Here is a 22,709-nt window from a genome sequence, read left to right as displayed (position 1 = left end):
TAACAGGATTTTAGACCACCATGAAATCAACTATCGAGTTACTTGAGCATACTGATTTTCCAGCGATAAAACGACGTCAATTGACGATATTGCAAGTCAATATGGGCTATTTATGCAATATGTCTTGCGTACATTGTCATGTGGCTGCCAGCCCTTATCGTACCGAGATGATGTCGCGTGAATTGGTCGAGTTGATACCAGAAGTATTGCAAGCACAAAATATCGATACGCTTGATTTGACGGGCGGTGCGCCTGAGATGCACGAGGATTTTAAGTATTTGGTCAAGGCCGCTCGGGCATTAGGCGTCAAAGTGATAGACCGCTGTAACCTGACCATTCTTATGGAAGAGGGTTATGAGGATATGGCGCAGTTTTTAGCAGAAAACCAAGTGGAAGTGGTGGCTTCTTTGCCTTGTTATTCCCTAGAAAATGTAGATAAACAGCGCGGTAAAGGTGCGTTTGATGACAGTATATTAGGATTGCAGAAGCTCAATCAGTTGGGGTACGGCAAGCCTGATTCAAATTTAACATTAAACTTGGTCTACAACCCACAAGGTGCGACGCTGCCGCCCAATCAACAGCAGCTTGAAGCAGATTACAAGCGTGAGTTAAAAGCGCACTTTAATATTGAGTTTAATCATTTATTTGCCCTAACAAATATGCCGATTCAGCGTTTTGGGGCGGTGCTATTGGCAAAAAACCAGTTCCACCCGTATATGGATTTGCTCAAAGCTAATTATATGGCTGCTAATTTAGCCGAGGTCATGTGCCGTTCGACCATTAGTGTCAATTGGTTGGGTGAGCTATTTGATTGTGATTTCAATCAGCAGTTAGAGATACCTGTCCCCAACAAGTCACGGCAATACCTAAGTGATTTGTTAACGCAAAACCCGTCTGGTGATGATATTGCCATTGCTGACCACTGCTATGGTTGTACAGCAGGACAGGGCAGTAGCTGTGGCGGCGCGTTAGAAGAAGAGGCAGTAGAGCCAGCGCTAGTAGACACGCCTTAGTAGTTCTAATATAAGTACGTTCAATATAAGTACTTTTGGCATAGATAAAAAAACATAAATAAAAAACAATCAGTGTAAACGGAGTAAGCCTTATGTCAGTATTTAACTTTTCAGCGAAGACATTTTTCGCACAACCAGTGATTGCCACGACTATTTTATTAGCAAGTGTGGCCGCTCATGCTGACTTCAACCATCAGAGCTGGGATAGCTTATTAAATAAGCATGTAACTATGACCAACGGTGGCAAAGCTTCAGTGGTCAACTATGCTGGCATGAAAGCAGATCAAAGTAAGCTGACAAGCTATCTGGAAGCGACAGGCAAGGTATCTCAATCAGAGTTCAATCGTTGGAGTAAAAACGAGCAGTTGGCATTTTTAATCAACGTTTATAACGCTGGTACGGTTGATTTGGTATTGACGAAATATCCAAACGTTAAATCTATCAAAGATATCGGCGGACTGTTTGGGTCACCATGGAAGCAAGAGTTTGTTTCGCTACTCGGTAAGACGCGCTCACTTGATGATATCGAGCACAACCTCATTCGTGGCTCTAAACGCTACAACGATCCTCGCATTCACTTTGCGGTCAATTGTGCCAGTATCGGTTGCCCTGCATTGCAAGATGATGCCTTTACCGGTAAGCGTTTAGACAGTCAGTTAGAGCAGGCAACGTCTAAGTTTTTAGCAGACAGTAGCCGCAACAGTCTCAAAGGCGATACGCTAAGAGTGTCACCAATTTTTAAATGGTATAAAGAAGATTTTGCAACCAACTGGCGTGGTACAAAAGATTTGGCAGGGTTTCTAGGTCGTTATAGCTCGTCACTAGGATTGAGTAAAGCTCAGACAGCGGATCTCAAACAAGGCAAGATAAAAATCAGTTATACCGACTACAACTGGAATTTGAATAAAAAATAAGCCAGTTTTTAATCTTACTAGTTGATTAACGTGACGGTATATTCATTGAACCTATCAATTATTGTTCCATTATTAAATGAAGCGAACAACTTGCCTAAGCTTATTGCTCATATTGTCCGTCTCGATCCAGCACCGCAGCAAGTGATATTGGTCGATGGTGGTTCAGTGGATGATTCGGTTGCTATCGCCAACAATGTGCTCGAAAGTATAGAGGCTACTCAATCAATCACTGATTGGCATATTATCGAATCTACGGTAGGGCGTGCACAGCAAATGAATGCGGGCGCTATGTTAGCAACAGGTGATGTGTTGCTATTTTTACATGCCGATACCGAGCTGCCAATTGATGCGACAGGTAACATTCGACAAGCAATAGCTCAGTATGACTGGGGACGATTCGATGTGCGCTTAGACAGCTGTGAGCCATTGTTAAAAATCGTCGGGTTCATGATAAATCAGCGCTCACGCTTAATGAGTATCGCCACTGGCGATCAAGCAATTTTTATCAAAAAATCCATATTCGAGCAGATTGGTGGCTATCCTGATCAGCCATTGATGGAAGATATCGAACTGTGTAAGCGGCTCAAGCGAATTGCTCGACCAGCTTGTCTAAAAAGTAAAGTCACGACTTCAGCGCGGCGTTGGCAGCAGCATGGCACGTGGCGGACGATTTTTTTGATGTGGCATTTGCGCTTTGATTATTGGCGCAGAGTATCGCCTGACGTTTTAAATCAACGCTACTATAAGCAGTGAGATTGTTTATTTTATAAACATGGTAGGTAAGAGCGAAAACAAACTCGTACTGATGCATTTGACCAATTGAGAGACAGTTATAGTGACAGATGATTCATCTGCAAGACAGCAAGATACCTGTATCCTTCTTTTTGCAAAATATCCAGCGCGCAATAAGGCAAAAACCCGCTTACAGCCAGCACTGGGTATAGATGGCGCTGCACGTATGGCAAGGCAACTATTACTGCATAGTATTGATCAGGCCGTTGATACGGAGTTTTCCGTTGAGTTATGTGTGAGTCCAGCACCAACAGATCCATGCTGGCAGGCGCTTGATTTGCCCAACTCGTTGCGCTGGTCTGCTCAGGCCGATGGTGATTTGGGTTTGCGTATGTTGATAGCCAGTCAGCAAGCATTGCAACGTTTTAAAAAGGTTGTGTTAATTGGTACGGACTGTCCTAGTCTTACGTCAGGATGTATTCAGACAGCGGTACAGCAGCTAAATCAACAGGATGTGGTCATGATTCCAGCGACTGATGGTGGTTATGTACTGTTAGGATTTAGAGAGGTTGATGCAAGCTTGTTTTCGGACATTGTTTGGAGTACGGCTAGTGTGGCCACTGTGACCAAGCAGCATGTGGCGGATTTGGGTTGGACATTGGCATTGTTAACACCGTTACATGACATTGATGAGCCTGAAGATCTAGTACATTTGCCGTCAGGCTGGTTAGATTCTCACGTCAATATTAAGGTCGATAATAGCTGATAACGCTTCATTGAAAAATGGATTAATAAACTCACCAACGTAGTTGTATATTCTAAGATGATTTACTAGGGCGTGTCCTCAATTCAATCGATAGTTATCTAAATGGGTTAAAAATGGCTAAATCTTGCCAAACGGCGTCAAATAGCTGACTAATATCTCGATATTATCTGCGCTATTTTTCTTGTTTGACTGCAATTTATCTCATTTTTATCACCATTTTTAAAATGAGGACACGCCCTAATACTTTTAACTGGATGGTACATTCAATAAGGATATTGTTATGCATGACGTCGTACAAAATTACTATGGCAAAGAGTTACAGAGTACCGATGATTTAAAGACTTCGGCTTGTTGTGATATCAGCAATATGCCTGAGTGGCTCAAGCCCTTACTCGCAAATATTCACGATGAGGTATTGAATCGTTATTACGGCTGTGGTCTGGTATGTCCAGCACTGCTTGAGGGCTGCCGAATTTTAGACTTGGGCAGTGGTTCAGGCCGAGATGTTTACGCATTGGCGCAACTGGTTGGTGAGAGTGGGCACGTAGTCGGTGTTGATATGACCGATGAGCAGCTAGCCGTTGCCAAACAGCATCAAGCCTATCATGTCGATAAGTTTGGCTATGATAATGTGACATTTTTACATGGCTATATCGAGAAACTAGATGAACTAGACCTTGAGGCTAATAGCTTTGATATTATCGTCTCAAACTGCGTTATCAATTTATCACCAGATAAAGCTGCAGTTATGGCCAGTGTGCAGCGTTTGCTGAAACCTGGTGGGGAGTTTTATTTTTCTGACGTCTATGCTGATCGCCGTATCCCGAAACACTTAATTGATGACCCAGTCTTATATGGCGAATGTTTGAGCGGTGCATTGTATTGGAAGGATTTTAACCGTTTGTCACGAGATGCAGGTTTCTTAGACATACGTCTGGTTGAAGATCGCCCACTTGAGATTACAGATCCTGCTTTAGCAGCCAAAATTGGTGATATTCAGTTTTTCTCTGCGACTTACCGCTTATTTAAAATCGACTCGCTTGAGGATGCTTGCGAAGATCACGGACAAGCGGTGATATATAAAGGAACTATCGAGCAGTCACCGCATCGGTTTGATTTAGATAAACATCATGCTATCGAAGCTGGTCGGGTATTTCCAGTATGTGGCAATACGTTTCGCATGCTGCAAGAATCGCGCTTTGCGCCGCACTTTGAGTTTATCGGGGATGACAGTCGTCACTACGGTATTTTTGCGGGCTGCGGTGAGCTAATGCCGTTTAATCAACCTATGATGCTGGCAACTGGCTTGGGCGGTTGTTGCTAATACCAAAGTGATGTATTTAGCATAAATTCAAATATACATGCTAAATTATGAAAAAGGCCATTATTTTAGATGATGGCCTTTTTTTGACTTGATTGAAGTCAGATTAAGACTAAACCGATTGAAAGTATTTAGTTCAAAATGGAAAAGACGCATCAAGATTACGCTAACAAGGCGGCCAGTCTAATCTTGGTATGCTCGTCCATCGCATCTATAGGTGTGACCAATGCTTGTGCAAGAGCATTGTGAGCAATTGAGTCAGGTAGTTCGGCAGAAATTAAAGCAACAGCTTCCTGTATCACTTTTTGAGCATTATTCGCATTTTTCATGAGGTTTTCTATCGCATAGTCGGCACTGACGGCTTCTTCCGTCGGATGCCAGCAGTCGAAGTCTGTCACCAGAGCTAACGTGGCATAAGAAATACTGGCTTCACGTGCCAATTTGGCTTCTGGCATATTGGTCATGCCAATAATATCTGCCTGCATCTGACGATACCACTCTGACTCTGCCCGAGTTGAGAACTGAGGGCCTTCGATACAGATATAAGTTGCTTTAGAATGACTGCTACCTTCTGCAATATTTGCTTGGTCATAAGCGCGCGTCAAGATGTCTGCTAGGGCAGGGCATAGTGGGTCTGCCATCGACACATGGGCGACGGCACCTTCGCCAAAGAAAGTACTCACTCGCTGCTTAGTCATATCAATCATTTGATCTGGAATGACCATATCTAGTGGCTTAAGATGCGCTTGCAATGAGCCAACAGCTGATACGGATACGATATAGCGTACCCCAAGCGTTTTTAGTGCATAAATATTGGCACGATAGGGCACTTCAGACGGGGTCAGTCTGTGGCCCTGACCATGCCGTGTTAGAAATGCGACTGTCACTCCCTCAAGCTCACCTAAGACAATATCATCAGATGGACTGCCATAAGGCGTCTGTATCGTCACACTGCGTTTGTTGGTCAGCGATGACATTTGGTAGAGACCGCTGCCACCGATGATAGCAATATCAGCAGATAACGTTGCCAGTACTTCCGTGTGGGGTATTGTCATAAGGACTATCCGAATGGGTTAATAAAAGAGAGACACAGACTAGTGCCATGTAACATCCTGAACCAAAAATAGCTCAGATAAAATATAGCAGAACTTTTGCCCTTATAGTTATAAATCGAGAGTCCTCATTAATTTGCTGTATCTAAAGATTCCTAAGAAATAATACATCATGGCGATATTTGTCAGATATCGATAAAGGTTTACAATAGCGACAATTTTTGTTTTAATATTTATTAAATGGAACTTTGTTTCGCATAGCAAAACATACGTATATATTAGCTCAATTAATGAATGGCCTATATTTTCTCTAATAGCTTTAAATATAAGGTATTGAAAGAAAAAGAGAAAGTAAGCTAAGGTTTATTTATTGGCAGAATTACTATATTATTACTCGTCTGTAACGTATTTATGTATAAATACGGATATTCTTAAACGTACAAAACCGATTACTTCAAGGATGAATTCAATGCTTAATTCTTTAAAATCCCCATTACTTTTGTCAGCTATGTTGAGTGCTGCGTTAGGTCTAACCGCATGCTCATCTCCAAGCTCAGAGGGCAGTGATACTGCATCTGCAGATAGCGCGGCAACAGATACTGCAGCAGATAAGCTTGATACTAAGTTTTTGACCATCGCTACTGGCGGTGCGTCTGGCCCTTACAACATCATTGGTACTTCATTGTCTGAAGTCTATGTCAAAACTTTTGGCGTAAACTCAAAAACTCAAACCACTGGCGCATCAGTTGAAAACGTCAATCTATTGACCCAAGGCAAGGTCGACATGGTCTTGGCACTAAGTGACGTAGTGACGGATGCTGTCGAAGGTAAAAACAACTTTGAGCAGCCAATCACTAACATTCAACAGATTGCTGTTTTGTACCCTAATGTCGTACAAATCGTGACTTCGAAAAAATCTGGTATCAAAAACATTGGAGATTTACGAGGCAAGCGCATTGCGGTAGGCGATCAAGGTTCTGGCACAGAAGTGAATGCTCGTACTTTACTTGAAGGGTTTGGTATCACGTATGATGATGTCACCGTTGATTATCTAGGCTTTGCTGAAGCTGCTGATGGTATGAAAGCAGGTAAGATCGAAGCGGCATTCTTTAGTAGTGGCCTACCAAACTCATCTTTGATGGAGTTAGAGCAAGGTTTAGATTTACAGATTGTCACTATCAACCAGGACAAGCTAAAAGAAATCATCGCGACCAAGCCTTACTTCAAAACCTTTGAGATTCCTGCTGGCACTTATGGCAACGAAACAGCCGTACCAACTGCAGCAATCATGAATGCACTATTGGTTAGCTCTGACCTATCTGAAGCGGATGGTTATAAACTAACCAAAGCATTGTTTGATAATTTAGATGGTCTAAAAACAGCTCACCAAGCGGCCAATGATATCAGTCTAGAAACCGCTCGTGATGGCATGGTAGCCCCAATCCATCCTGGAGCTAAAAAGTACTATGACGAACAATCAGCCAAGTAATTCATTATGGTTATCAACTGGCGCGGCATTTATTGCAGCGCTGGTTTTTTTTACGCTATGGTTAGGCTCTACGCTTCAGTCTGTCGTTGAAGTGCGAGTCGCAGGCGTAGACGGTGCTGATGATAAGGTTTGTTATTTCACTGAGCCTGATTTTCAGCTACGTTGGATACATTCTGTAGAAAAACAGTGGTGGGAAGAGCAGTATCAACGTATAGACGGCAGCAGTACAGCAGGTGCGGAGCTATTACTGACCACGACCTATTTTGAAGCGTTCGGTGCAGGGACACCCTCCACCGAAATGCTCGCTCCTATACAAAAGCCTGGCTATCTGGGTTATCAAATCAACGAAAAACTGCCTCGCCTTAATTGGGTCGTATCTAGACTAACCAAAGGTGAAATGGATTATGGTGGTCATCGTGTCTTGATTCACCAGTGGGTGCCAGACTATTCTGAAGTGGTGATCATGCCTAAGACGTATGATTTAATTGATAGATTTAAAAAGGACTTTTGTCATGAACTCCCAAGTGACGGATCAAGGTAGTGTGACTACCATGCCAGATGCTCAAGTTGATAACGATGCTGAGGCGGATGCGGTCAACCGAGCAGTATTGGAAAAATATGACCGAGAGTCAATCACGCGTCATATCACTCAAGGACCAGTAAAATATTTTATCGCTGGCATTTGTATACTCTATTCACTGTTTCATTTATATATCACTTTTAATCCAATGCCAGCACTGTTGCAGCGCTCTGTGCACGTGGGCGTTGGTTTTGCATTGATATTCCTAATTTTTCCAGCCAGTAAAAAAAGCAGTCGCAAACGAGTGGCATGGTATGACTGGATTTGGTTTGCCCTGTCTCTATCCGGTATGGGCTATCTCATCTATGAATATCAAGATATCGTGACCTCGCGTGGCGGTATGGCCAATCAGGTCGATGTGATATTTTCTTTGATTACGGTAGTCTGCGTGTTAGAAGGCAGTCGCCGTATTACTGGTTGGATTTTGCCAATCTTGGCCGGCATATTTTTGGCCTATCCATTTGTTAGTCATTTAGACTTTATGCCTGACAGGCTTTTGACTCGCCCTTATGATATGGGTGATATTTTTGGTCAATTATTCTTAAAAACAGAAGGTCTATACTCTGTCGCGATTGGGGCATCGGTAACGTTCATTTTCTTATTCATTCTGTTTGGTGCGTTCTTAGCACGTTCGGGAATGGGGCAGTTGTTCAATGATTTAGCATTGGCCATCGCTGGTCATAAGAAGGGCGGACCTGCAAAAGTAGCAGTCATCTCTAGTGGTTTTATGGGTAGTATCAATGGCTCAGCTTTATCAAATGTGGTTAGTACGGGTGCCTTTACCATTCCGTTGATGAAAAAAGTCGGCTATCACAAAGATTTCGCAGGTGCAGTTGAGGCCAGTGCTTCGGTTGGTGGGCAGATCTTGCCTCCGATTATGGGTGCCAGTGCCTTTATTATGGCTGAGACAACAGGCTTGCCGTATAGTACGATTGCCTTAGCAGCATTATTGCCAGCGATATTGTACTATTTAGGCGTCATTGCGCAGGTGCATTTCCGTGCTGGACGTCGCGATCTAAAAGGTATTGCCAAAGAAAATTTACCAGCGGTCAAAGAAGTGCTAAAAGCCCGCGGTCACATGTTATTGCCGATTGTCTTCTTGATTTTCTTATTAATCAGAAACGTACCTGTAGGATATGCAGCAGCTTATACCATTGGTTTCACTGTTGTGATCAGTATGTTGCGTGCTGAGACTCGTATGAGCTTCTCTGATATTTTGGGTGCACTAGAAGATGGCGCGCGTCAGTCGCTCGCGGTCATGGCTGCTTGTGCGGTCGTTGGTATTATCATTGGGGTGGTGAGTCTGACCAGTTTTGGTACGGTGATGACATCATCTATCGTTACATTAGGCGCAGGATCACTATTCTTTACGCTTATCTTAACGATGTTGGCATCAATGGTTTTAGGCATGGGATTACCATCTATTCCTGCCTATATCATTACGGCGACCATGGCTGCACCAGCATTAGCCGGTTTCGATATTCCAATCTTGTCAGCGCACATGTTTGTTTTCTATTTTGGTATCTTTGCCAATATTACACCGCCTGTGTGTCTTGCAGCCTTTGCGGGTGCAGGTATATCCGGTGGAGATCCGATGAAAACAGGGTTCTTGTCCCTCAAGCTTGCTCTCGCAGGATTCATCGTGCCATTTATGTTTATCTATAATCCAACGATGTTGATGATAGATCCAACCGGTTTAGCAGTTACGGCAAAAGATTTCCCGCTGCCACCTATTGTAGATATCATTACAGTGGTAGTGACTTCGGTAACGGGTGTCATTGCGCTGAGCTCAGCACTTGAAGGCTACTTCAGAGGCGGTATGAATACGGTAACTCGTGTCATCTTAGCTATTGGTGCTTTACTATTGATTTATCCTGAGATTACGACTGGTATTGCAGGTGGTATTATTGTCCTTGGTATTGCTGCATTCAATATAAAAACAGCTGGAAAGCCAACGCCAACTTTAACCGTGTAAAGCGTTAGGTTTAATCATTCTTAAATCTAACAAAGCTCAAAAAAAGGGTGAATAACAAATTTGTTATTCACCCTTTTTAATATTCTTAAGAAATGTTTTAGCGACTGCTGTTCGCAACTACTTTCACATCACTTTATTGCTAAATTAGCAGCCAAGTTTACCTTCAGCTTCTAATGCTTTTTTGCTACGGATAGGTGCTGGGCAGTCTTCGCCGTAGTACTGACGATCTGCAAAGTAGCTTGAGCGTACCATTGGACCTGCCCAAATGCTAAAGAAGCCAATCTTTTTGCCGTAGTCCATATAGCGTTGGAACTCGTCTGGATGGACATAACGATCGACAGGCGCGTGGTTTTTACTAGGCTGTAGATACTGACCGATAGTAATCATATCTACATCATGAGCTTTTAAGTCATCGAGTAGGGCATAGATCTCTTCTTCGGTCTCACCAAGGCCAACCATAAAGCCGCACTTGGTGGCGATATCAGGACGACGCTCTTTATAAATCTTAAGCAAATCTAGTGAATGCTGATAGTCAGAACCTGGACGGAAGGCTTTGTATAGACGTGGCACGGTTTCGATGTTGTGGTTAAACACATCTGGTGCAGTCTCTGTCAATAAATCCAACGCAATATCCATACGACCACGGAAATCGGGCACTAATATTTCAATCAAGCAATTTGGGCTAAGCGCTCTTGACTCGTTTAGCACCTCTACAAAATGTCCCGCACCGCCGTCTTTCAGATCATCGCGATCGACAGAGGTGATTACGGCATACTTAAGCTGTAAACCTTGAATGGTCTCAGCAGTATGACGCGGCTCATCCTTGTCTAGCTCATTAGGACGACCATGACCTACATCACAGAACGGGCAGCGACGCGTACAGATATCACCCATGATCATAAAGGTGGCTGTACCATCAGCGAAGCACTGTGGCAGGTTAGGGCAGGCCGCTTCTTCACAAACGGTATAAAGCTTTTGCTCACGTAAGGTTGCTTTGATACGAGCAACTTCAGCAGGCGAGGACATTTTTACCCGAATCCAATCAGGCTTTTTCTTTGCCTCGACAGTCGGGATCACTTTAATTGGGATACGGGCAACTTTGTCATAGCCACGCAGCTTTTCGCCTTGGATGGCTTTTTTTGGTTTGGCCTTAGCAGCAGGTACATGTGTTTGTACGGCAGTTGTCATAATGGAGTTATCTCTTAACCCTTTATATTATAAGGGTTTATGGAATTATCAGAATGTTTTATGAGTGCAGATATTATAGCAGAAATTTGGTCGTCAATTTTTAAACAATATTGTTAAGATTACTATGATTGCTCGGACGACCATAGTTTTAAATATCTATATCAATTTCTAACTCATTCAGTATATCTATGGCGGCGCGAAACGCTTCTTGAGTAGCAGGTGCACCGCAGTACGGCAAGCTATGCATGAGCACTTCTCTAATCTCGGCGACACTAGCCCCGTTGTTAATGGCACCGCGTATATGACCTTTCAACTCGTTTGGGCTTTTTTGGGCAATTAAAAAGGCAATAGTGATTAATGAGCGATACTTACGCGGTAATACTGAGTCGTCTTGCCAAGTGCTGCCCCAAGCGTGTTCAATAATCCAGTCTTGCAACGGTTGGGTAAATCCTGTGGCAGCATCAAGCGAGCGTTTTACATGCTGCTCACCCATGACCTCAGTGCGTACCTTGAGACCATTGTCATAGTTAGGATTGTTGTCCGTACTGCTATCAGTCATATCGTCGTCCTTAATGTTTTTACCAAAATGTCTTTACCAAATCGACTGTTAATCAATCGGCTGCTAATATATCGATATTGCTACATTTTTTTAAGCGAGACTTTATCGAAGTTGTTTCTTACAAAAGCGTATATCAGTCATATGGTGTCTGCTCAGTCATAAAGCAAGTACTTATTGATAAGCGTAATCAGGCAAATGCCAGTTATAATGAGCGCTACAATCATATTATTGATGGCACTATTTTTATAATAAATGTTCAATATGGCCTTACTATGCGCCTTTTCAGGGCTGAGCCATTAACATTTAAAGCGTTTTAAGCTATGATTGCACGGATAATTATTTCATATAGTATATAGACGCAGGCAGTCATGCTGACTACCCACGTAATGTGCTACACCCCAACTGACGAGGACGACTATTGTGTTAGAAGCTTATCGTAAACATGTCGAAGAACGTGCTGAGCTAGGAACTGTACCCCTACCACTAAATGAAAAACAAGTAGTAGAGTTGGTTGAATTATTAAAGAACCCGCCTGCAGGCGAAGATGCGTTCTTGATGAACCTATTAGAAAACCGTATCCCTGCTGGTGTTGACCAAGCAGCATACGTTAAAGCGGCATTTTTGGCTGCTATCTTAAAGGGTGAAACATCATCACCACTTATCAGCAAGCAAAAAGCCGTTGAAATTCTAGGCACTATGCAAGGTGGCTACAACGTTCAGCCACTAGTTGCTGCACTAGATGATAGCGAAGTTGCACAAGACGCTGCTGAAGCATTAAAGAAAACTTTGCTAGTATTTGACGCGTTCAATGACGTGACTGAAAAAGCTGAAGCTGGCAACACTATTGCTAAAGAAGTGATTCAGTCTTGGGCTGACGCAGAATGGTTCTTGAACCGTGCTGAAGTACCAAAGAAAACCACTTACACGACGTTCAAAGTAACTGGCGAGACCAATACGGATGACTTGTCACCTGCGCAAGACGCATGGAGCCGTCCTGATATCCCATTGCATTCACTAGCCATGCACAAAAACTCTCGCGACGGCATCAATGCTGACGAAGAGGGCGTTGTTGGCCCAATGAAGCAAATCGAAGCACTGAAAGAAAAAGGCCATCCGCTAGCCTATGTTGGTGATGTGGTTGGTACTGGTTCTAGCCGTAAGTCTGCAACCAACTCAGTACTTTGGTTGATGGGTGAAGATATCCCTAATGTGCCAAACAAACGTGGTGGCGGTTTAGTACTTGGTAACAATATCGCTCCTATCTTCTTCAACACGATGGAAGATTCTGGCGCATTGCCAATCGAAAAAGTGGCAGTTGATAACCTAAACATGGGCGATGTATTTGACATCTATCCGTACGAAGGCAAAATCACTAAGCATGACTCTGATGAAGTACTATCAACGTTCTCACTAAATTCACCAACATTGCTTGATGAAGTTCGTGCTGGCGGCCGTATTCCATTAATCGTTGGTCGTGGTTTGACTAACCGTGCTCGTGAATACATGGGCCTTGGTCATTCAGACATCTTTGCTAAGCCAGAAGAGCCAGCTGATACTGGTAAAGGCTTTACGCTTGCACAGAAAATGGTTGGTAAGGCTTGTGGCCTGACAGGCGTACGTCCAGGTATGTACTGTGAGCCTAAGATGACGACTGTCGGCTCTCAGGATACCACTGGTCCAATGACACGTGATGAGCTAAAAGACTTGGCATGTTTGGGTTTCCAAGCAGACCTAGTGATGCAGTCATTCTGTCATACTGCTGCTTATCCAAAGCCAGTTGACGTTGAGACTCAGCACACACTACCTGACTTTATCATGAACCGTGGCGGCGTAAGCTTACGTCCAGGTGATGGTATCATTCACTCATGGTTGAACCGTATGCTACTTCCAGATACCGTTGGTACTGGTGGTGACTCGCACACTCGTTTCCCAATGGGTATCTCGTTCCCAGCGGGTTCTGGCCTAGTTGCTTTCGCAGCTGCAACTGGTGTAATGCCACTTGATATGCCTGAATCTGTTCGTGTTCGTTTTGTTGGTGAGCGTCAAGCTGGTATCACTCTACGTGACCTAGTACATGCTATCCCTTATCAAGCGATCAAAGAAGGTTACTTGACGGTTGATAAGAAAGGTAAAATCAACGAGTTCAACGGCCGTATTCTTGAAATCGAAGGCCTAGAAGATTTGACCGCTGAGCAAGCATTTGAATTATCTGATGCCTCAGCTGAGCGTAGTGCTGCTGGTTGTACCATCACTTTGTCTGAAGCGTCAGTGACTGAGTACCTAAACTCAAACATCACGCTGCTTAAGTGGATGATTTCAGAAGGCTATGGCGATGCACGTACGATCAGCCGCCGTGTTGAGCAAATGCAAGAGTGGTTGGCTAACCCAAGCCTCATGCGTGCTGACGATGATGCTGAATACGCGATCGACATCACTATCGATATGAGCGAAATCAAAGAGCCGATCCTTTGCTGCCCGAACGATCCAGATGATGCAAAAACGCTAGCAGACGTGGCTGGTGATACGATTGATGAAGTATTCATTGGTTCATGTATGACTAACATCGGTCACTTCCGTGCCGCTGGTAAATTGCTACAAGACGTACCAGCAGGTAGCTTGAAGACTCGTCTATGGATTGCACCACCTACTAAGATGGATGCACGCCAGTTGATGGAAGAGGGTTACTACAACATCTATGCACAAGCTGGCGCTCGTACTGAAATGCCAGGTTGTTCACTATGTATGGGTAACCAAGCACGTATCGCACCGAAATCTACTGCCGTATCGACCTCAACTCGTAACTTCCCGAACCGTCTAGGTCAAGGCGCTAACGTATACCTCGCTTCTGCAGAGCTTGCAGCAGTCGCAGCGGTACTTGGTAAATTGCCGACTAACGATGAGTATCAGCAGTATGCTGGTATGCTAAACAGTATGGGTGATGAAGTCTATCAATACATGAACTTCGACCGTATGGAAGACTATACTGAAGAAGCAGATAAGATTAACGTTGCTCAGTTGACCTAATCTTGAGTATACAAGCTTTTAAAATTAGAAGCTTTATACTAAAAACTTTATACGTAAGACAAAAAACCCCCGTATCGTCATGATGCGGGGGTTTTTATTGATGACTCTAAGAAAACTAGTATTCATTTACAAACTTTTATTGAGTATCTATAATCAAAGCTAATTGTTGATAATTTTCACTGAAGATTTCTACTTTTTACGACTGAGATAAAAAGCCCTATGGAAAATAATATTAAGCGTGATAAAGCGACTCCGCCGCCACTGCCCAGATCTACGATGGCTAACAATCATAGCTCTGAAGCAAATTACGGCATCATTGACTGGTTTAAAAAGGGCATGAGAAATTACACGAATTTTTCTGGTCGTGCTCGCCGTAAGGAGTATTGGTATTTTTTTCTAGTACAAATGGGAGTGATGATCGTTGCAATGCTGATAGACGCAATAATATTTAGCTCAGAGACAGGTTTATTTTACATAGTAGCGGCACTTGGTTTATTTCTGCCTGGTCTTGCCGTGACTATCCGTCGCTTACATGATACTAGCCGCTCAGGATGGTGGTTTTTGATAGGGATAGTGCCACTGATAGGCTCTATTATATTGCTAGTATTTCTAGCGAGTGATACCAAGCCTGAAACCAATAAATGGGGTCTACCGGCAAAATAGTCCGGTTAAAACAGGCGATAATCGTTAATAAAACTGCTGACACCTGTTTACAAATATCCTCACTGATTTTTGAGTTTGGTTTCTGTATAATATAGGGGCAGGCGGAAACCGTGGCTCTGCACTTCCTTTATCTTTTCTAACTCGGGACGGACCGATACTTTGATATGCACCTTGCTGTTTAAATACAGGTGCTTTGGAGTCTTGGTTGATGACCTTATCACCGCTCAAACGTCGCTTAATTTATGTGACCGCTTTCGAAATTATCGCGATTATCTTATCTACTCTTATATTGATGAAACTCAGTCACAGTGATGCATCAGAATCCTTACCAATCGCCGTAATGATGTCGGTAGCAGCCGTCGTTTGGAACTTCATATATAATACCGCTTTTGAAGCGTGGGAACGCCGCAGACGTATTGTACGTCGCACGTTATGGATACGCAGTGTTCATGCTTTTGGTTTTGAAGGTGGGCTGGTGTTGATCTGCTTGCCACTTTATATGATTTGGTATGATGTTGGTCTAGTAAAAGCCTTTATGATGGAAGTGGCGCTACTGCTGTTTTTCTTAGTTTATACGTTTACGTTTACTCTGATTTTTGACAAGATATTTACTTTACCTCATCATTCTAAACCCGCGACCGCTTCTTAATTAAAGGTATTGACAAAAAAAGGGCTACCATATTGGCAGCCCTTTTTTGATAGCATCGTTGTTTATCTTGTTACTTACCTTGATATACAGGCTTACGCTTTTCGATAAAGGCGCTAACCCCTTCGATAAAGTCATCGGTTTTTGCCATCACTGTCTGCTGCTCTACTTCCGTATCTAACGCCGCGCTCAAACCAGCGAAGGCGTGTACGTTGAAGCTCTCTTTCATAGCGGCCAACGCTTTGCCTGGTAATTGGCTCAATCGTAGCGCCAATGCTTGTACGGTGGCTTCTAGCTCGTCAATACTTACCACGTTGTTTACCAGATTTAAGCGCGCCATATCTTCGGCTTTCAGTTTATCACCTAGCATTACAAGTTCAGTGGCTTTTGCTGCACCAACCAATTGGTTTAATAAGTAAATACCACCTGCATCTGGAACTAGGCCAATATTAACGAACGCTTGTACAAACTTCGCATTGTCTGCGGCAATGCGGAAGTCACAAGTCAGCGCCAAGTTCATGCCAGCACCAGCCACGGCACCTTCTAATTTGGCAATAATCGGCTTATGAATATGACGTAGCTTTAAGCTGACTTCGCCTGCACCTTCTACCATGCCTCTTAATTTGTTTGAAACAATATCCTTGTCTAATCCTTCAGACAACATCTCTTTAATATCGCCGCCGCTTGAGAAGTTACCACCAGCCCCTTGCAAAATAATTACACGTACTTGATCATCTGCAGCCGCTTTATCTAGCGCTATCAAGACTTGGTTTTTTAAAGGTGTGCCAAAAGCGTTTAAGCTTTTTGGATCGTTAAAGGTAATGGTAGCAATGTGCTCTGCAACTTGATAATCGACGAGAGACTGTGACATTTGAGATTTCCTTATTTTAAATGACTGTTTTAATATTCTGTATCAATGACAATACTTTGAGATAAAGGTAAAAATGGTTCAATGCTGATTACTATAGCAGCTTGCTATGATTATAAAAGCGTGTTTTGTGGGCGCTTAAGACACATCTACATACTGGTAAACTTTACTATTCTATCGTAAAAGCTGATGGTAGCTAATGAGACAAAACGACTGGCTCGTAAAAAGGCTATGACCTAAGGGGTTAATGGATTATGCTAATATGCTAGGTTGAGCGTAAAAGAGTCGTAAAAGACACAAGGGTACGCTCGAACTTTTCATTGATCAAACAAGGATGTGGTTATGCCGACTATCACTGTAAATAACGCTGATATTTATTACGAAGACAGCGCACCGAACGACACACAAAAGCCTGTTATTGTATTTGCTCACGGTCTACTGTGGAGCTCACAGATGTATGACAAGCAAGTGGAGCATTTTCAAACAGACTATCGTTGTATTGCTTTTGATTTTCGCGGGCAAGGTCAGTCGCAGGTTACTAAGTCTGGCTATGATATGGAGACGTTGACTGAAGATACGCTGGGCTTACTTGCAGCGCTTGGTATAGATAAATGTCACTTTGTTGGGCTATCTATGGGCGGGTTCGTGGCTCAACGTATCGCGCTTAAACGCCCTGAGTTGCTATTGTCATTAACGCTGTTAGAAACCTCTGCTGACCCTGAAGATCCAAAAAACATCCCTCAGTATCGCAAGCTGGTCAAAGCCATTCGTTGGTTAGGTATGAAGCGTGTGAGTAATAAGGTGATGCCAATTATGTTTGGTAGTACGTTTTTGGCAGACAAGCTGCGCAAATCTGACCGTAAGCAGTGGCTAACGATGCTACAAAGCAATCGCAAGGGCGGCGTAGTCAAAGCAACAATGGGCGTTATTGAGCGTACAGGTACTTATGAGCAGTTGGGTGAAATTACAACGCCAACACTGATTGTGGTTGGGGATGAAGATGCCGCCACGCCTTATGCCAAATCTGAACGCATGCATTTTGCTATCGCTGGGTCTAAGCTTGCTATTATCGAAGGTGCGGGTCATACATCGACAGTAGAAGAGCCTGATCAAGTGAACCGAGTACTTCGTCAGTTTTTGGAAAGTTGTGCTTAATGTAGATACTGTTCGAGAGCTTTAAAGCCTTATATCTATACAGAACCCTAAGCAAATATCTATATAAAAAAGCCGCTACCTATTATTTGATGGCGGCTTTTTGTATGGTGTAAGTTGTTAAATAGCAGACAGTTATCTGTATTAGCGATGACAGCTACATTCGTGAGCTGTATTGGCTATGTCCGTCATCAATGGTTCCAAAGGCTTCTGCACGATTGACAATCTCAGTCGCCCAAGCACGGTGCGTCGCAGGCTCTAGCATCGTATTATTGTACTTAAATACCGCTTTGGCCTCAGAGTGAAGGATCGCTTGTGCTTCATCCAATGTACTCAATGGCACGCAATAAGCTTGCTGTACTAGGGCGATTTGGCTTGGATGAATGACAGTTTTGCCCACCATCCCTAAGCTGACATCTCGGTTTAGCTCTTGCATGAACAGTGTTGGCTGATCTAAATACTCAAATACTGGCGCGGTAAGATAAAAACCATGCGGTACAAAACAGCCAAGCATTTGATAAGCCAACGTACCGATAGGCGAGTCGTAGACAATACTGTTTTTTGGGCGACGTAAGCGCAATGCTGCGAACAAGTCATTGCCACCGATACGCAATGCAAAAACTGGCTGGCTAAATGCTTCTTTAAAAGCGATGGCAAGCTCCTGATTGTGATGCGGATTGAATAGCGCTGCGGTTTCGAGCGTCGGCATAAGTAGTTGATCTACTTTTAGGTTCTGACAAGCCATGCGCCAGTTAGATAGGCTATACATATCGACTTTTGGCATGACGAAACCATCGATAAGATCGATATGGGTATAATCAGCCAGTTGCTGTAGCATCATCGGGCTACGTGGACGTATAAAGACCAGTGGACGTGTCGGGTGCTGGGCATGAATCGTCGCTGATTTAGATGGCGCATTGATGCTATTCACATGCTCTGCCCACGTATCCAGCAGTGTGCGCAAACGCTCAAGCGCCAACTCTACATCCTGCTGACTGACCGCATCCTCTAGACAGATAATAATACTATTAATCGTCGGTAATTTATCCCGCTTGATGACTTGCCAAATATCTTGGCGAGTCGCAGGCATGTACAAGCTAGCACCGAGCTGATATGGATGGTGCGTGTGTGGTTTGACCATCGCATGACGCTCAGTGATCAGATGCGCATAAGATTGGGTATCATTGTAAAGGTCTGACTCGGTTTTTAGCATATCTGACATAATTGGCATCATAAGTAGAGGATATAAGAGAACGAAAAAGAAAGTATTTAATACTGGTAAATGTATTAAGTGTTTTGGGAGCGCTGCTTGATAAGCGTGATGGCTTGATAAGGCAGTATTTTATCACCTAATACACTGATAGTGATGTTTCGTTGCGCACATAAATGGCGTAGCAGTACGGTATCAGGGTGCTCAGCGGTGGCGAGCAATATACGCTCTGGATCACGGCGTAATATGGCACGTGTTGCCTCAGCAATAGTCGGCTTAATACGGTTACGATTGACAATATAATAATCTGCTGCCAACGTCTCTATCAGCGCAGCCGTCTGGTAGCGTGGCTGCTGGTAAGTCGGTAGACGCGCTGGAGTAGTAGCCAATGATCGTCTCGTTGCATCTATATGCTCGATAAATGCCAAGCTGTGATCTACCTCAATTAAATCATCATAAAAAACACTGCGATGTAGGCCTGATGACGGCTCTGTATACAGGCTACGTGAAATTAATCCTGATACGGTGCTATTTAACAAACCCGACGGGATTAACCAATCTTCTTCACTTGCCGTCAGCCAAGCAACGCCAGCAGGATCGGCAAGGGTCAGTAGCGGAATGACATTAGCGCCTTGATGAAAAATGTTGGCAAAATTAACATGAGTAGAATCGCTAAACGTCTCTAGACTACGAGCCAACTCTTGATAAATAGCACCTTTACCTGTCCAGCCATCGACGAATACAATCGGACTGTTTGGATAAGCTTCCAGTAGCATTTGCAGGGCCACTGGGTCAAGACCACGATCCCGAATGATACTGATGCCATAATGTACACTTGGCAAGCGATAGCTACTGTCTGTATCCGATAGCGCACGCTGCAATAATACCCCGATCGGTAGACCAGCTCGCACCAAACTGACCAAAACCAGTGGATACTCATCACTCACATTCTGCTGAAAAACATGATGTAGCGTATGAGACAAATGAGCGATATCAGTCGCTGTCCTTGTTGACCCTTGCTCTAATGCCTGTATGTATAGCTGCTCATGCATTGCAGTAGGTGCTTGCTCTAAAGTCAGCATGTCAGAGTAATGGCGCTGTCCGCTTTGGATAAGCGCTTCTTTTTGACTGACGGGCACATCAGCAACCGCGTCCTTATTCACCATATCGAGTAGGACAGTGACATCGCTTGCAAGATAGCTGCCTGAGCCATAGTTTTGCAGAGTAGCTCTTTTTATCTGTATATTAGGTAAAGTCATAGTATGAATAATAGCACTCGTGATGATAACAGTGGATTTGTGTGGCTGTTGTTTAAACTAATGGTTTAGCCTGACGATTTAGACTGGTATTGCTCATGCAATTGGCCATGATTGGGCATACCGTACCAGTCCAATAACTGTAAGAAAGGCAGGTCAGCTAGGCTATCACCAAAGCCAAAACTGGGACGCTGATGGTCTAAATGATGCTCTAATAAAAACTGTACCGCGTGACGCTTATGAACCGCATGAGGCAATATCGCTAAGTTATTAGCATTCACATGTACATAGAAATCTTGATCAAAATCACGTATCAGAGTGGGCAGTTTCTCAGCTAAATCTACGAGCGCTTGATGGTCTTTCTGTGCATGTTTGATAGCCAGATAAATGGTTAGCTCTTCATCCGTAGAACCATTGTTAAAGCTATCGATATGCGGTGTAAATACTAGATGACTTTGCTCGCTTTGACTATGACTGGCAAACAATTGACTTAACTGGTTAAGCTTATCTTGCAATGGCGCAAGCTTACTATACATATGCTGCTGCCAACTGCTCAGCAGCGCTCCGTCAGACATTAAAATAATCGCTCCATGGGCCAATACTTGCCAACTATTAAAGGGTAGTTTAACGCGTTTTATTTCACTACGATCCCGCGCCGTCACTACAATTAATTCAGTACTAGCAAGTAGCCAGTTAAAAAAAGTTGCTTGGCGCTGACTCATAAAACTCAGTGGCTCGTCTTGTTTATTGACCGTCGCACAAACCAAAGTTTCAGGTTCAGTGGTGGGTAAATCCCAAGCGTCAATTTTACGTTGGGTTTGGAATAACGTGTCATCCAAATCCATCAAGGCATAAGGCTTGATGATATCTGGGTTGGCTTTAAAAAATGAGGTAGTCATGGCGTCGTCCGTAAATAATAGGTTTGAAAGTTAGAGAGCAGTTTAATGACTAGGGCTCACCACCAGTACATTATCCAAACCTCGCCACATAGCATCCACACTGTCAGCTGATGTTTCTATACACAACACTATCAAATCCCAATCACTAGGCTCAACGTTATAAGCAAAATTGGTCATACCAAGCCCATAATTATCGCTGAAGCTCAGCATTGTGGTAATCGCTCCACCAAGCGCAATTGGTGAGCGGGTTAATGCGCTAAAATTAACCATGGACGCTGTATCGTCGTTGAGCTTGTCGGACTCTGTTTCAAGCCATTCAGCCAATAAAAATGGCAACCAAACAAACTCATTGCTACCCAATACTAAGATTCTTTTTGGTAGCTGAGTAACATCAAAATTTTCTTGGCTATTGAAGCGCGTAAATGCAGTCTGAAAACTTGAAAGATAGTTAGCAAAACCCTCTGTACTGTCTAGCGTTGGAAAACGCCCCCAGTTGCCCGTATCACCGAGCGCCTGACTACCAGCGGCAGTAGTATCAACCGATGGCATCGTGATGGGTTCAGGATTGGGGGCATCTTTCCATTGCCATGCACCAGACAGTAAATGATGACGATGAAACTCAATACTAGCCAGACGATCCGCCATACGTGCAGGCTTAGAATCTGACTGTGGATTAGGTGTTTCTTGATCTAATGACCAGTCGACCAATGTTGTTAGATGCACTTGCTCTAACTGGCTCAGTCCTGCTTCACGCAGCGCAGTGACGACATTAACACAGGTATTGCCCGTTGAGGCTTCATCATCGACCATAATCAGTGTTTTACTAGCCAGTAGCTGCGCTTGAGTAACGCTATCTTTGCTTTGATAAATCAAATGCTGGCTGGCATGACTGTGGTCTTCACAAAACGTCGTTAGCAAGGAGTCGGTACCATTTGGATCACTACTTTCATCGTGCTGTGCATGACGCGTAGAGTTCAATAGCAGAGCTTGAGGATAGCGCGTTTGTAGCGCTTGATGGACACCAGCAGATAGACCAACAGCGGTCTCTGCCATACCGATGACTAGCACTGGCTCAGGCAAGTGATTAGGCACTAAATCAGCCAAGTCAGTAAATGCCTCTCGCATGATGCTTGGCGCAACGGGAATATGACGACCTAGCACTTTTGAGACAAACAAAAACGCCCGTTTTGGATTAATACGCTGTGCAAATCCTAGCAAATCTTCTAATTGATAACGGTCGCGTTGTTCTACGCCATTTTTATTGGTGGCTGATTTATTAGTGGCTGAGTTGGTTTGATAAGTCAGATCTAGCGTACCACGGGGTAGGGTGATGGTCGTACTGTGTTGCTCATTTAACATTCATATTCCTTGGTGCTTTTATTTGTATGTCATCGTAGATTTC

Annotated in this window: 20 protein-coding genes; 12 read left to right on the top strand and 8 right to left on the bottom strand. The window is 43.7% G+C overall.

Annotation, left to right across the window (positions count from 1 at the left end; translation table 11 throughout):
* The first annotated feature begins 20 nt into the window (after positions 1-20).
* From arsS to ACIGBM_RS07215, 5 genes are all read left to right on the top strand, one after another.
* Entirely contained in the window at positions 21-1,013 is a 993-nt protein-coding gene (gene arsS, locus ACIGBM_RS07235; protein WP_296211548.1) for an arsenosugar biosynthesis radical SAM (seleno)protein ArsS, read from the top strand.
* A gap of 92 nt (positions 1,014-1,105) precedes the next feature.
* Complete coding sequence (locus ACIGBM_RS07230) at positions 1,106-1,927, top strand: DUF547 domain-containing protein (protein WP_397477268.1); 822 nt, start codon at positions 1,106-1,108, stop codon at positions 1,925-1,927.
* Between the two features lie 45 nt (positions 1,928-1,972).
* Entirely contained in the window at positions 1,973-2,680 is a 708-nt protein-coding gene (locus tag ACIGBM_RS07225; protein WP_397477267.1) for a TIGR04283 family arsenosugar biosynthesis glycosyltransferase, read from the top strand.
* An 82-nt stretch (positions 2,681-2,762) separates the two neighbouring features.
* Entirely contained in the window at positions 2,763-3,425 is a 663-nt protein-coding gene (locus tag ACIGBM_RS07220; RefSeq protein WP_397477266.1) for a TIGR04282 family arsenosugar biosynthesis glycosyltransferase, read from the top strand.
* A gap of 280 nt (positions 3,426-3,705) precedes the next feature.
* Positions 3,706-4,749 carry a methyltransferase domain-containing protein gene (locus ACIGBM_RS07215; RefSeq protein ID WP_394123766.1) on the top strand — a complete coding sequence of 348 codons (1,044 nt, stop codon included), beginning with the start codon at positions 3,706-3,708 and terminating at the stop codon, positions 4,747-4,749.
* A 158-nt stretch (positions 4,750-4,907) separates the two neighbouring features.
* Here ACIGBM_RS07215 and mtnP read toward each other — a convergent pair whose 3' ends face one another.
* On the bottom strand, positions 4,908-5,801 hold the full coding sequence (mtnP, locus tag ACIGBM_RS07210; RefSeq protein WP_394123765.1) for an S-methyl-5'-thioadenosine phosphorylase: 894 nt from the start codon (positions 5,799-5,801) through the stop codon (positions 4,908-4,910).
* Between the two features lie 466 nt (positions 5,802-6,267).
* Between mtnP and ACIGBM_RS07205 the strand changes: the two genes are divergently transcribed.
* The 3 genes from ACIGBM_RS07205 to ACIGBM_RS07195 are packed head-to-tail and all read left to right on the top strand — an operon-like array spanning position 6,268 to position 9,842.
* Entirely contained in the window at positions 6,268-7,287 is a 1,020-nt protein-coding gene (locus ACIGBM_RS07205) for a TAXI family TRAP transporter solute-binding subunit (protein ID WP_397477265.1), read from the top strand.
* A complete protein-coding gene (locus ACIGBM_RS07200; RefSeq protein ID WP_397477264.1) occupies positions 7,265-7,828 on the top strand; it encodes a DUF1850 domain-containing protein in 564 nt (187 codons plus the stop codon). The genes ACIGBM_RS07205 and ACIGBM_RS07200 overlap by 23 nt, the downstream gene beginning before the upstream one ends.
* Positions 7,829-7,838: 10 nt before the next feature.
* Positions 7,839-9,842 carry a TRAP transporter permease gene (locus tag ACIGBM_RS07195; protein ID WP_238050775.1) on the top strand — a complete coding sequence of 668 codons (2,004 nt, stop codon included), beginning with the start codon at positions 7,839-7,841 and terminating at the stop codon, positions 9,840-9,842.
* A gap of 144 nt (positions 9,843-9,986) precedes the next feature.
* Here ACIGBM_RS07195 and lipA read toward each other — a convergent pair whose 3' ends face one another.
* Together lipA and ACIGBM_RS07185 are read right to left on the bottom strand one after the other, a co-directional pair.
* Positions 9,987-11,030: a lipoyl synthase gene (gene lipA / locus ACIGBM_RS07190; protein WP_057760861.1), complete on the bottom strand. Its 1,044-nt coding sequence runs from the start codon at positions 11,028-11,030 to the stop codon at positions 9,987-9,989.
* Between the two features lie 148 nt (positions 11,031-11,178).
* Positions 11,179-11,589, bottom strand: coding sequence for a carboxymuconolactone decarboxylase family protein (locus ACIGBM_RS07185; protein WP_397477263.1), 411 nt, complete (start codon positions 11,587-11,589; stop codon positions 11,179-11,181).
* Positions 11,590-12,009: 420 nt separating this feature from the next.
* Between ACIGBM_RS07185 and acnB the strand changes: the two genes are divergently transcribed.
* The 3 genes from acnB to ACIGBM_RS07170 all read left to right on the top strand — a co-directional run bounded on the left by acnB (position 12,010) and on the right by ACIGBM_RS07170 (position 15,925).
* On the top strand, positions 12,010-14,613 hold the full coding sequence (gene acnB, locus ACIGBM_RS07180) for a bifunctional aconitate hydratase 2/2-methylisocitrate dehydratase (protein WP_057760857.1): 2,604 nt from the start codon (positions 12,010-12,012) through the stop codon (positions 14,611-14,613).
* A 219-nt stretch (positions 14,614-14,832) separates the two neighbouring features.
* Positions 14,833-15,276, top strand: a complete 444-nt coding sequence (locus ACIGBM_RS07175; protein ID WP_397477262.1) for a DUF805 domain-containing protein — start codon at positions 14,833-14,835, stop codon at positions 15,274-15,276.
* Positions 15,277-15,484: 208 nt separating this feature from the next.
* Positions 15,485-15,925 carry a PACE efflux transporter gene (locus ACIGBM_RS07170; RefSeq protein WP_160020982.1) on the top strand — a complete coding sequence of 147 codons (441 nt, stop codon included), beginning with the start codon at positions 15,485-15,487 and terminating at the stop codon, positions 15,923-15,925.
* 70 nt (positions 15,926-15,995) lie between these two features.
* On the opposite strand, the gene ACIGBM_RS07165 is transcribed toward ACIGBM_RS07170, so the two are convergent.
* The gene (locus tag ACIGBM_RS07165; RefSeq protein ID WP_102092885.1) at positions 15,996-16,793 is read right to left on the bottom strand and encodes an enoyl-CoA hydratase/isomerase family protein; all 798 of its coding nucleotides are present in this window, start codon (positions 16,791-16,793) and stop codon (positions 15,996-15,998) included.
* 339 nt (positions 16,794-17,132) lie between these two features.
* Between ACIGBM_RS07165 and ACIGBM_RS07160 the strand changes: the two genes are divergently transcribed.
* Complete coding sequence (locus ACIGBM_RS07160; RefSeq protein ID WP_397477261.1) at positions 17,133-17,945, top strand: alpha/beta fold hydrolase; 813 nt, start codon at positions 17,133-17,135, stop codon at positions 17,943-17,945.
* A gap of 154 nt (positions 17,946-18,099) precedes the next feature.
* Here the strand turns inward: ACIGBM_RS07160 and ACIGBM_RS07155 are convergent, their stop codons facing one another.
* The 4 genes from ACIGBM_RS07155 to ACIGBM_RS07140 form a co-directional block, all read right to left on the bottom strand.
* Positions 18,100-19,164 (bottom strand): HpcH/HpaI aldolase/citrate lyase family protein, encoded by a 1,065-nt coding sequence (locus tag ACIGBM_RS07155; RefSeq protein ID WP_224737724.1) that lies wholly within the window; start codon positions 19,162-19,164, stop codon positions 18,100-18,102.
* A gap of 65 nt (positions 19,165-19,229) precedes the next feature.
* A complete protein-coding gene (locus ACIGBM_RS07150; protein WP_397477260.1) occupies positions 19,230-20,411 on the bottom strand; it encodes a cysteine protease StiP domain-containing protein in 1,182 nt (393 codons plus the stop codon).
* A 65-nt stretch (positions 20,412-20,476) separates the two neighbouring features.
* Complete coding sequence (locus ACIGBM_RS07145; RefSeq protein ID WP_397477259.1) at positions 20,477-21,307, bottom strand: HAD hydrolase family protein; 831 nt, start codon at positions 21,305-21,307, stop codon at positions 20,477-20,479.
* 42 nt (positions 21,308-21,349) lie between these two features.
* Positions 21,350-22,666: a phosphoribosyltransferase domain-containing protein gene (locus tag ACIGBM_RS07140; RefSeq protein ID WP_397477258.1), complete on the bottom strand. Its 1,317-nt coding sequence runs from the start codon at positions 22,664-22,666 to the stop codon at positions 21,350-21,352.
* Positions 22,667-22,709 lie beyond the last annotated feature (43 nt).

Source organism: Psychrobacter sp. NPDC077938, from assembly GCF_044542635.1.
Taxonomy (GTDB): Bacteria; Pseudomonadota; Gammaproteobacteria; order Pseudomonadales; family Moraxellaceae; genus Psychrobacter.
Note: the sequence above shows the minus strand (reverse complement) of the source record. Positions and strands in the feature narration are given on the sequence as shown.

Bases quoted from the DNA above. Each gene is read 5' to 3' on its own strand.
- ACIGBM_RS07175 (WP_397477262.1), top strand. From the start codon at position 14,833: ATGGAAAATAATATTAAGCGTGATAAAGCGACTCCGCCGCCACTGCCC.
- ACIGBM_RS07170 (WP_160020982.1), top strand. From the start codon at position 15,485: ATGACCTTATCACCGCTCAAACGTCGCTTAATTTATGTGACCGCTTTC.
- ACIGBM_RS07145 (WP_397477259.1), bottom strand. From the start codon at position 21,307: ATGACTACCTCATTTTTTAAAGCCAACCCAGATATCATCAAGCCTTAT.
- ACIGBM_RS07140 (WP_397477258.1), bottom strand. From the start codon at position 22,666: ATGTTAAATGAGCAACACAGTACGACCATCACCCTACCCCGTGGTACG.
- mtnP (WP_394123765.1), bottom strand. From the start codon at position 5,801: ATGACAATACCCCACACGGAAGTACTGGCAACGTTATCTGCTGATATT.
- ACIGBM_RS07230 (WP_397477268.1), top strand. From the start codon at position 1,106: ATGTCAGTATTTAACTTTTCAGCGAAGACATTTTTCGCACAACCAGTG.
- ACIGBM_RS07150 (WP_397477260.1), bottom strand. From the start codon at position 20,411: ATGACTTTACCTAATATACAGATAAAAAGAGCTACTCTGCAAAACTAT.
- ACIGBM_RS07215 (WP_394123766.1), top strand. From the start codon at position 3,706: ATGCATGACGTCGTACAAAATTACTATGGCAAAGAGTTACAGAGTACC.
- lipA (WP_057760861.1), bottom strand. From the start codon at position 11,030: ATGACAACTGCCGTACAAACACATGTACCTGCTGCTAAGGCCAAACCA.
- arsS (WP_296211548.1), top strand. From the start codon at position 21: ATGAAATCAACTATCGAGTTACTTGAGCATACTGATTTTCCAGCGATA.
- ACIGBM_RS07155 (WP_224737724.1), bottom strand. From the start codon at position 19,164: ATGTCAGATATGCTAAAAACCGAGTCAGACCTTTACAATGATACCCAA.
- ACIGBM_RS07160 (WP_397477261.1), top strand. From the start codon at position 17,133: ATGCCGACTATCACTGTAAATAACGCTGATATTTATTACGAAGACAGC.
- ACIGBM_RS07205 (WP_397477265.1), top strand. From the start codon at position 6,268: ATGCTTAATTCTTTAAAATCCCCATTACTTTTGTCAGCTATGTTGAGT.
- ACIGBM_RS07165 (WP_102092885.1), bottom strand. From the start codon at position 16,793: ATGTCACAGTCTCTCGTCGATTATCAAGTTGCAGAGCACATTGCTACC.
- ACIGBM_RS07200 (WP_397477264.1), top strand. From the start codon at position 7,265: ATGACGAACAATCAGCCAAGTAATTCATTATGGTTATCAACTGGCGCG.
- ACIGBM_RS07185 (WP_397477263.1), bottom strand. From the start codon at position 11,589: ATGACTGATAGCAGTACGGACAACAATCCTAACTATGACAATGGTCTC.
- ACIGBM_RS07195 (WP_238050775.1), top strand. From the start codon at position 7,839: ATGCCAGATGCTCAAGTTGATAACGATGCTGAGGCGGATGCGGTCAAC.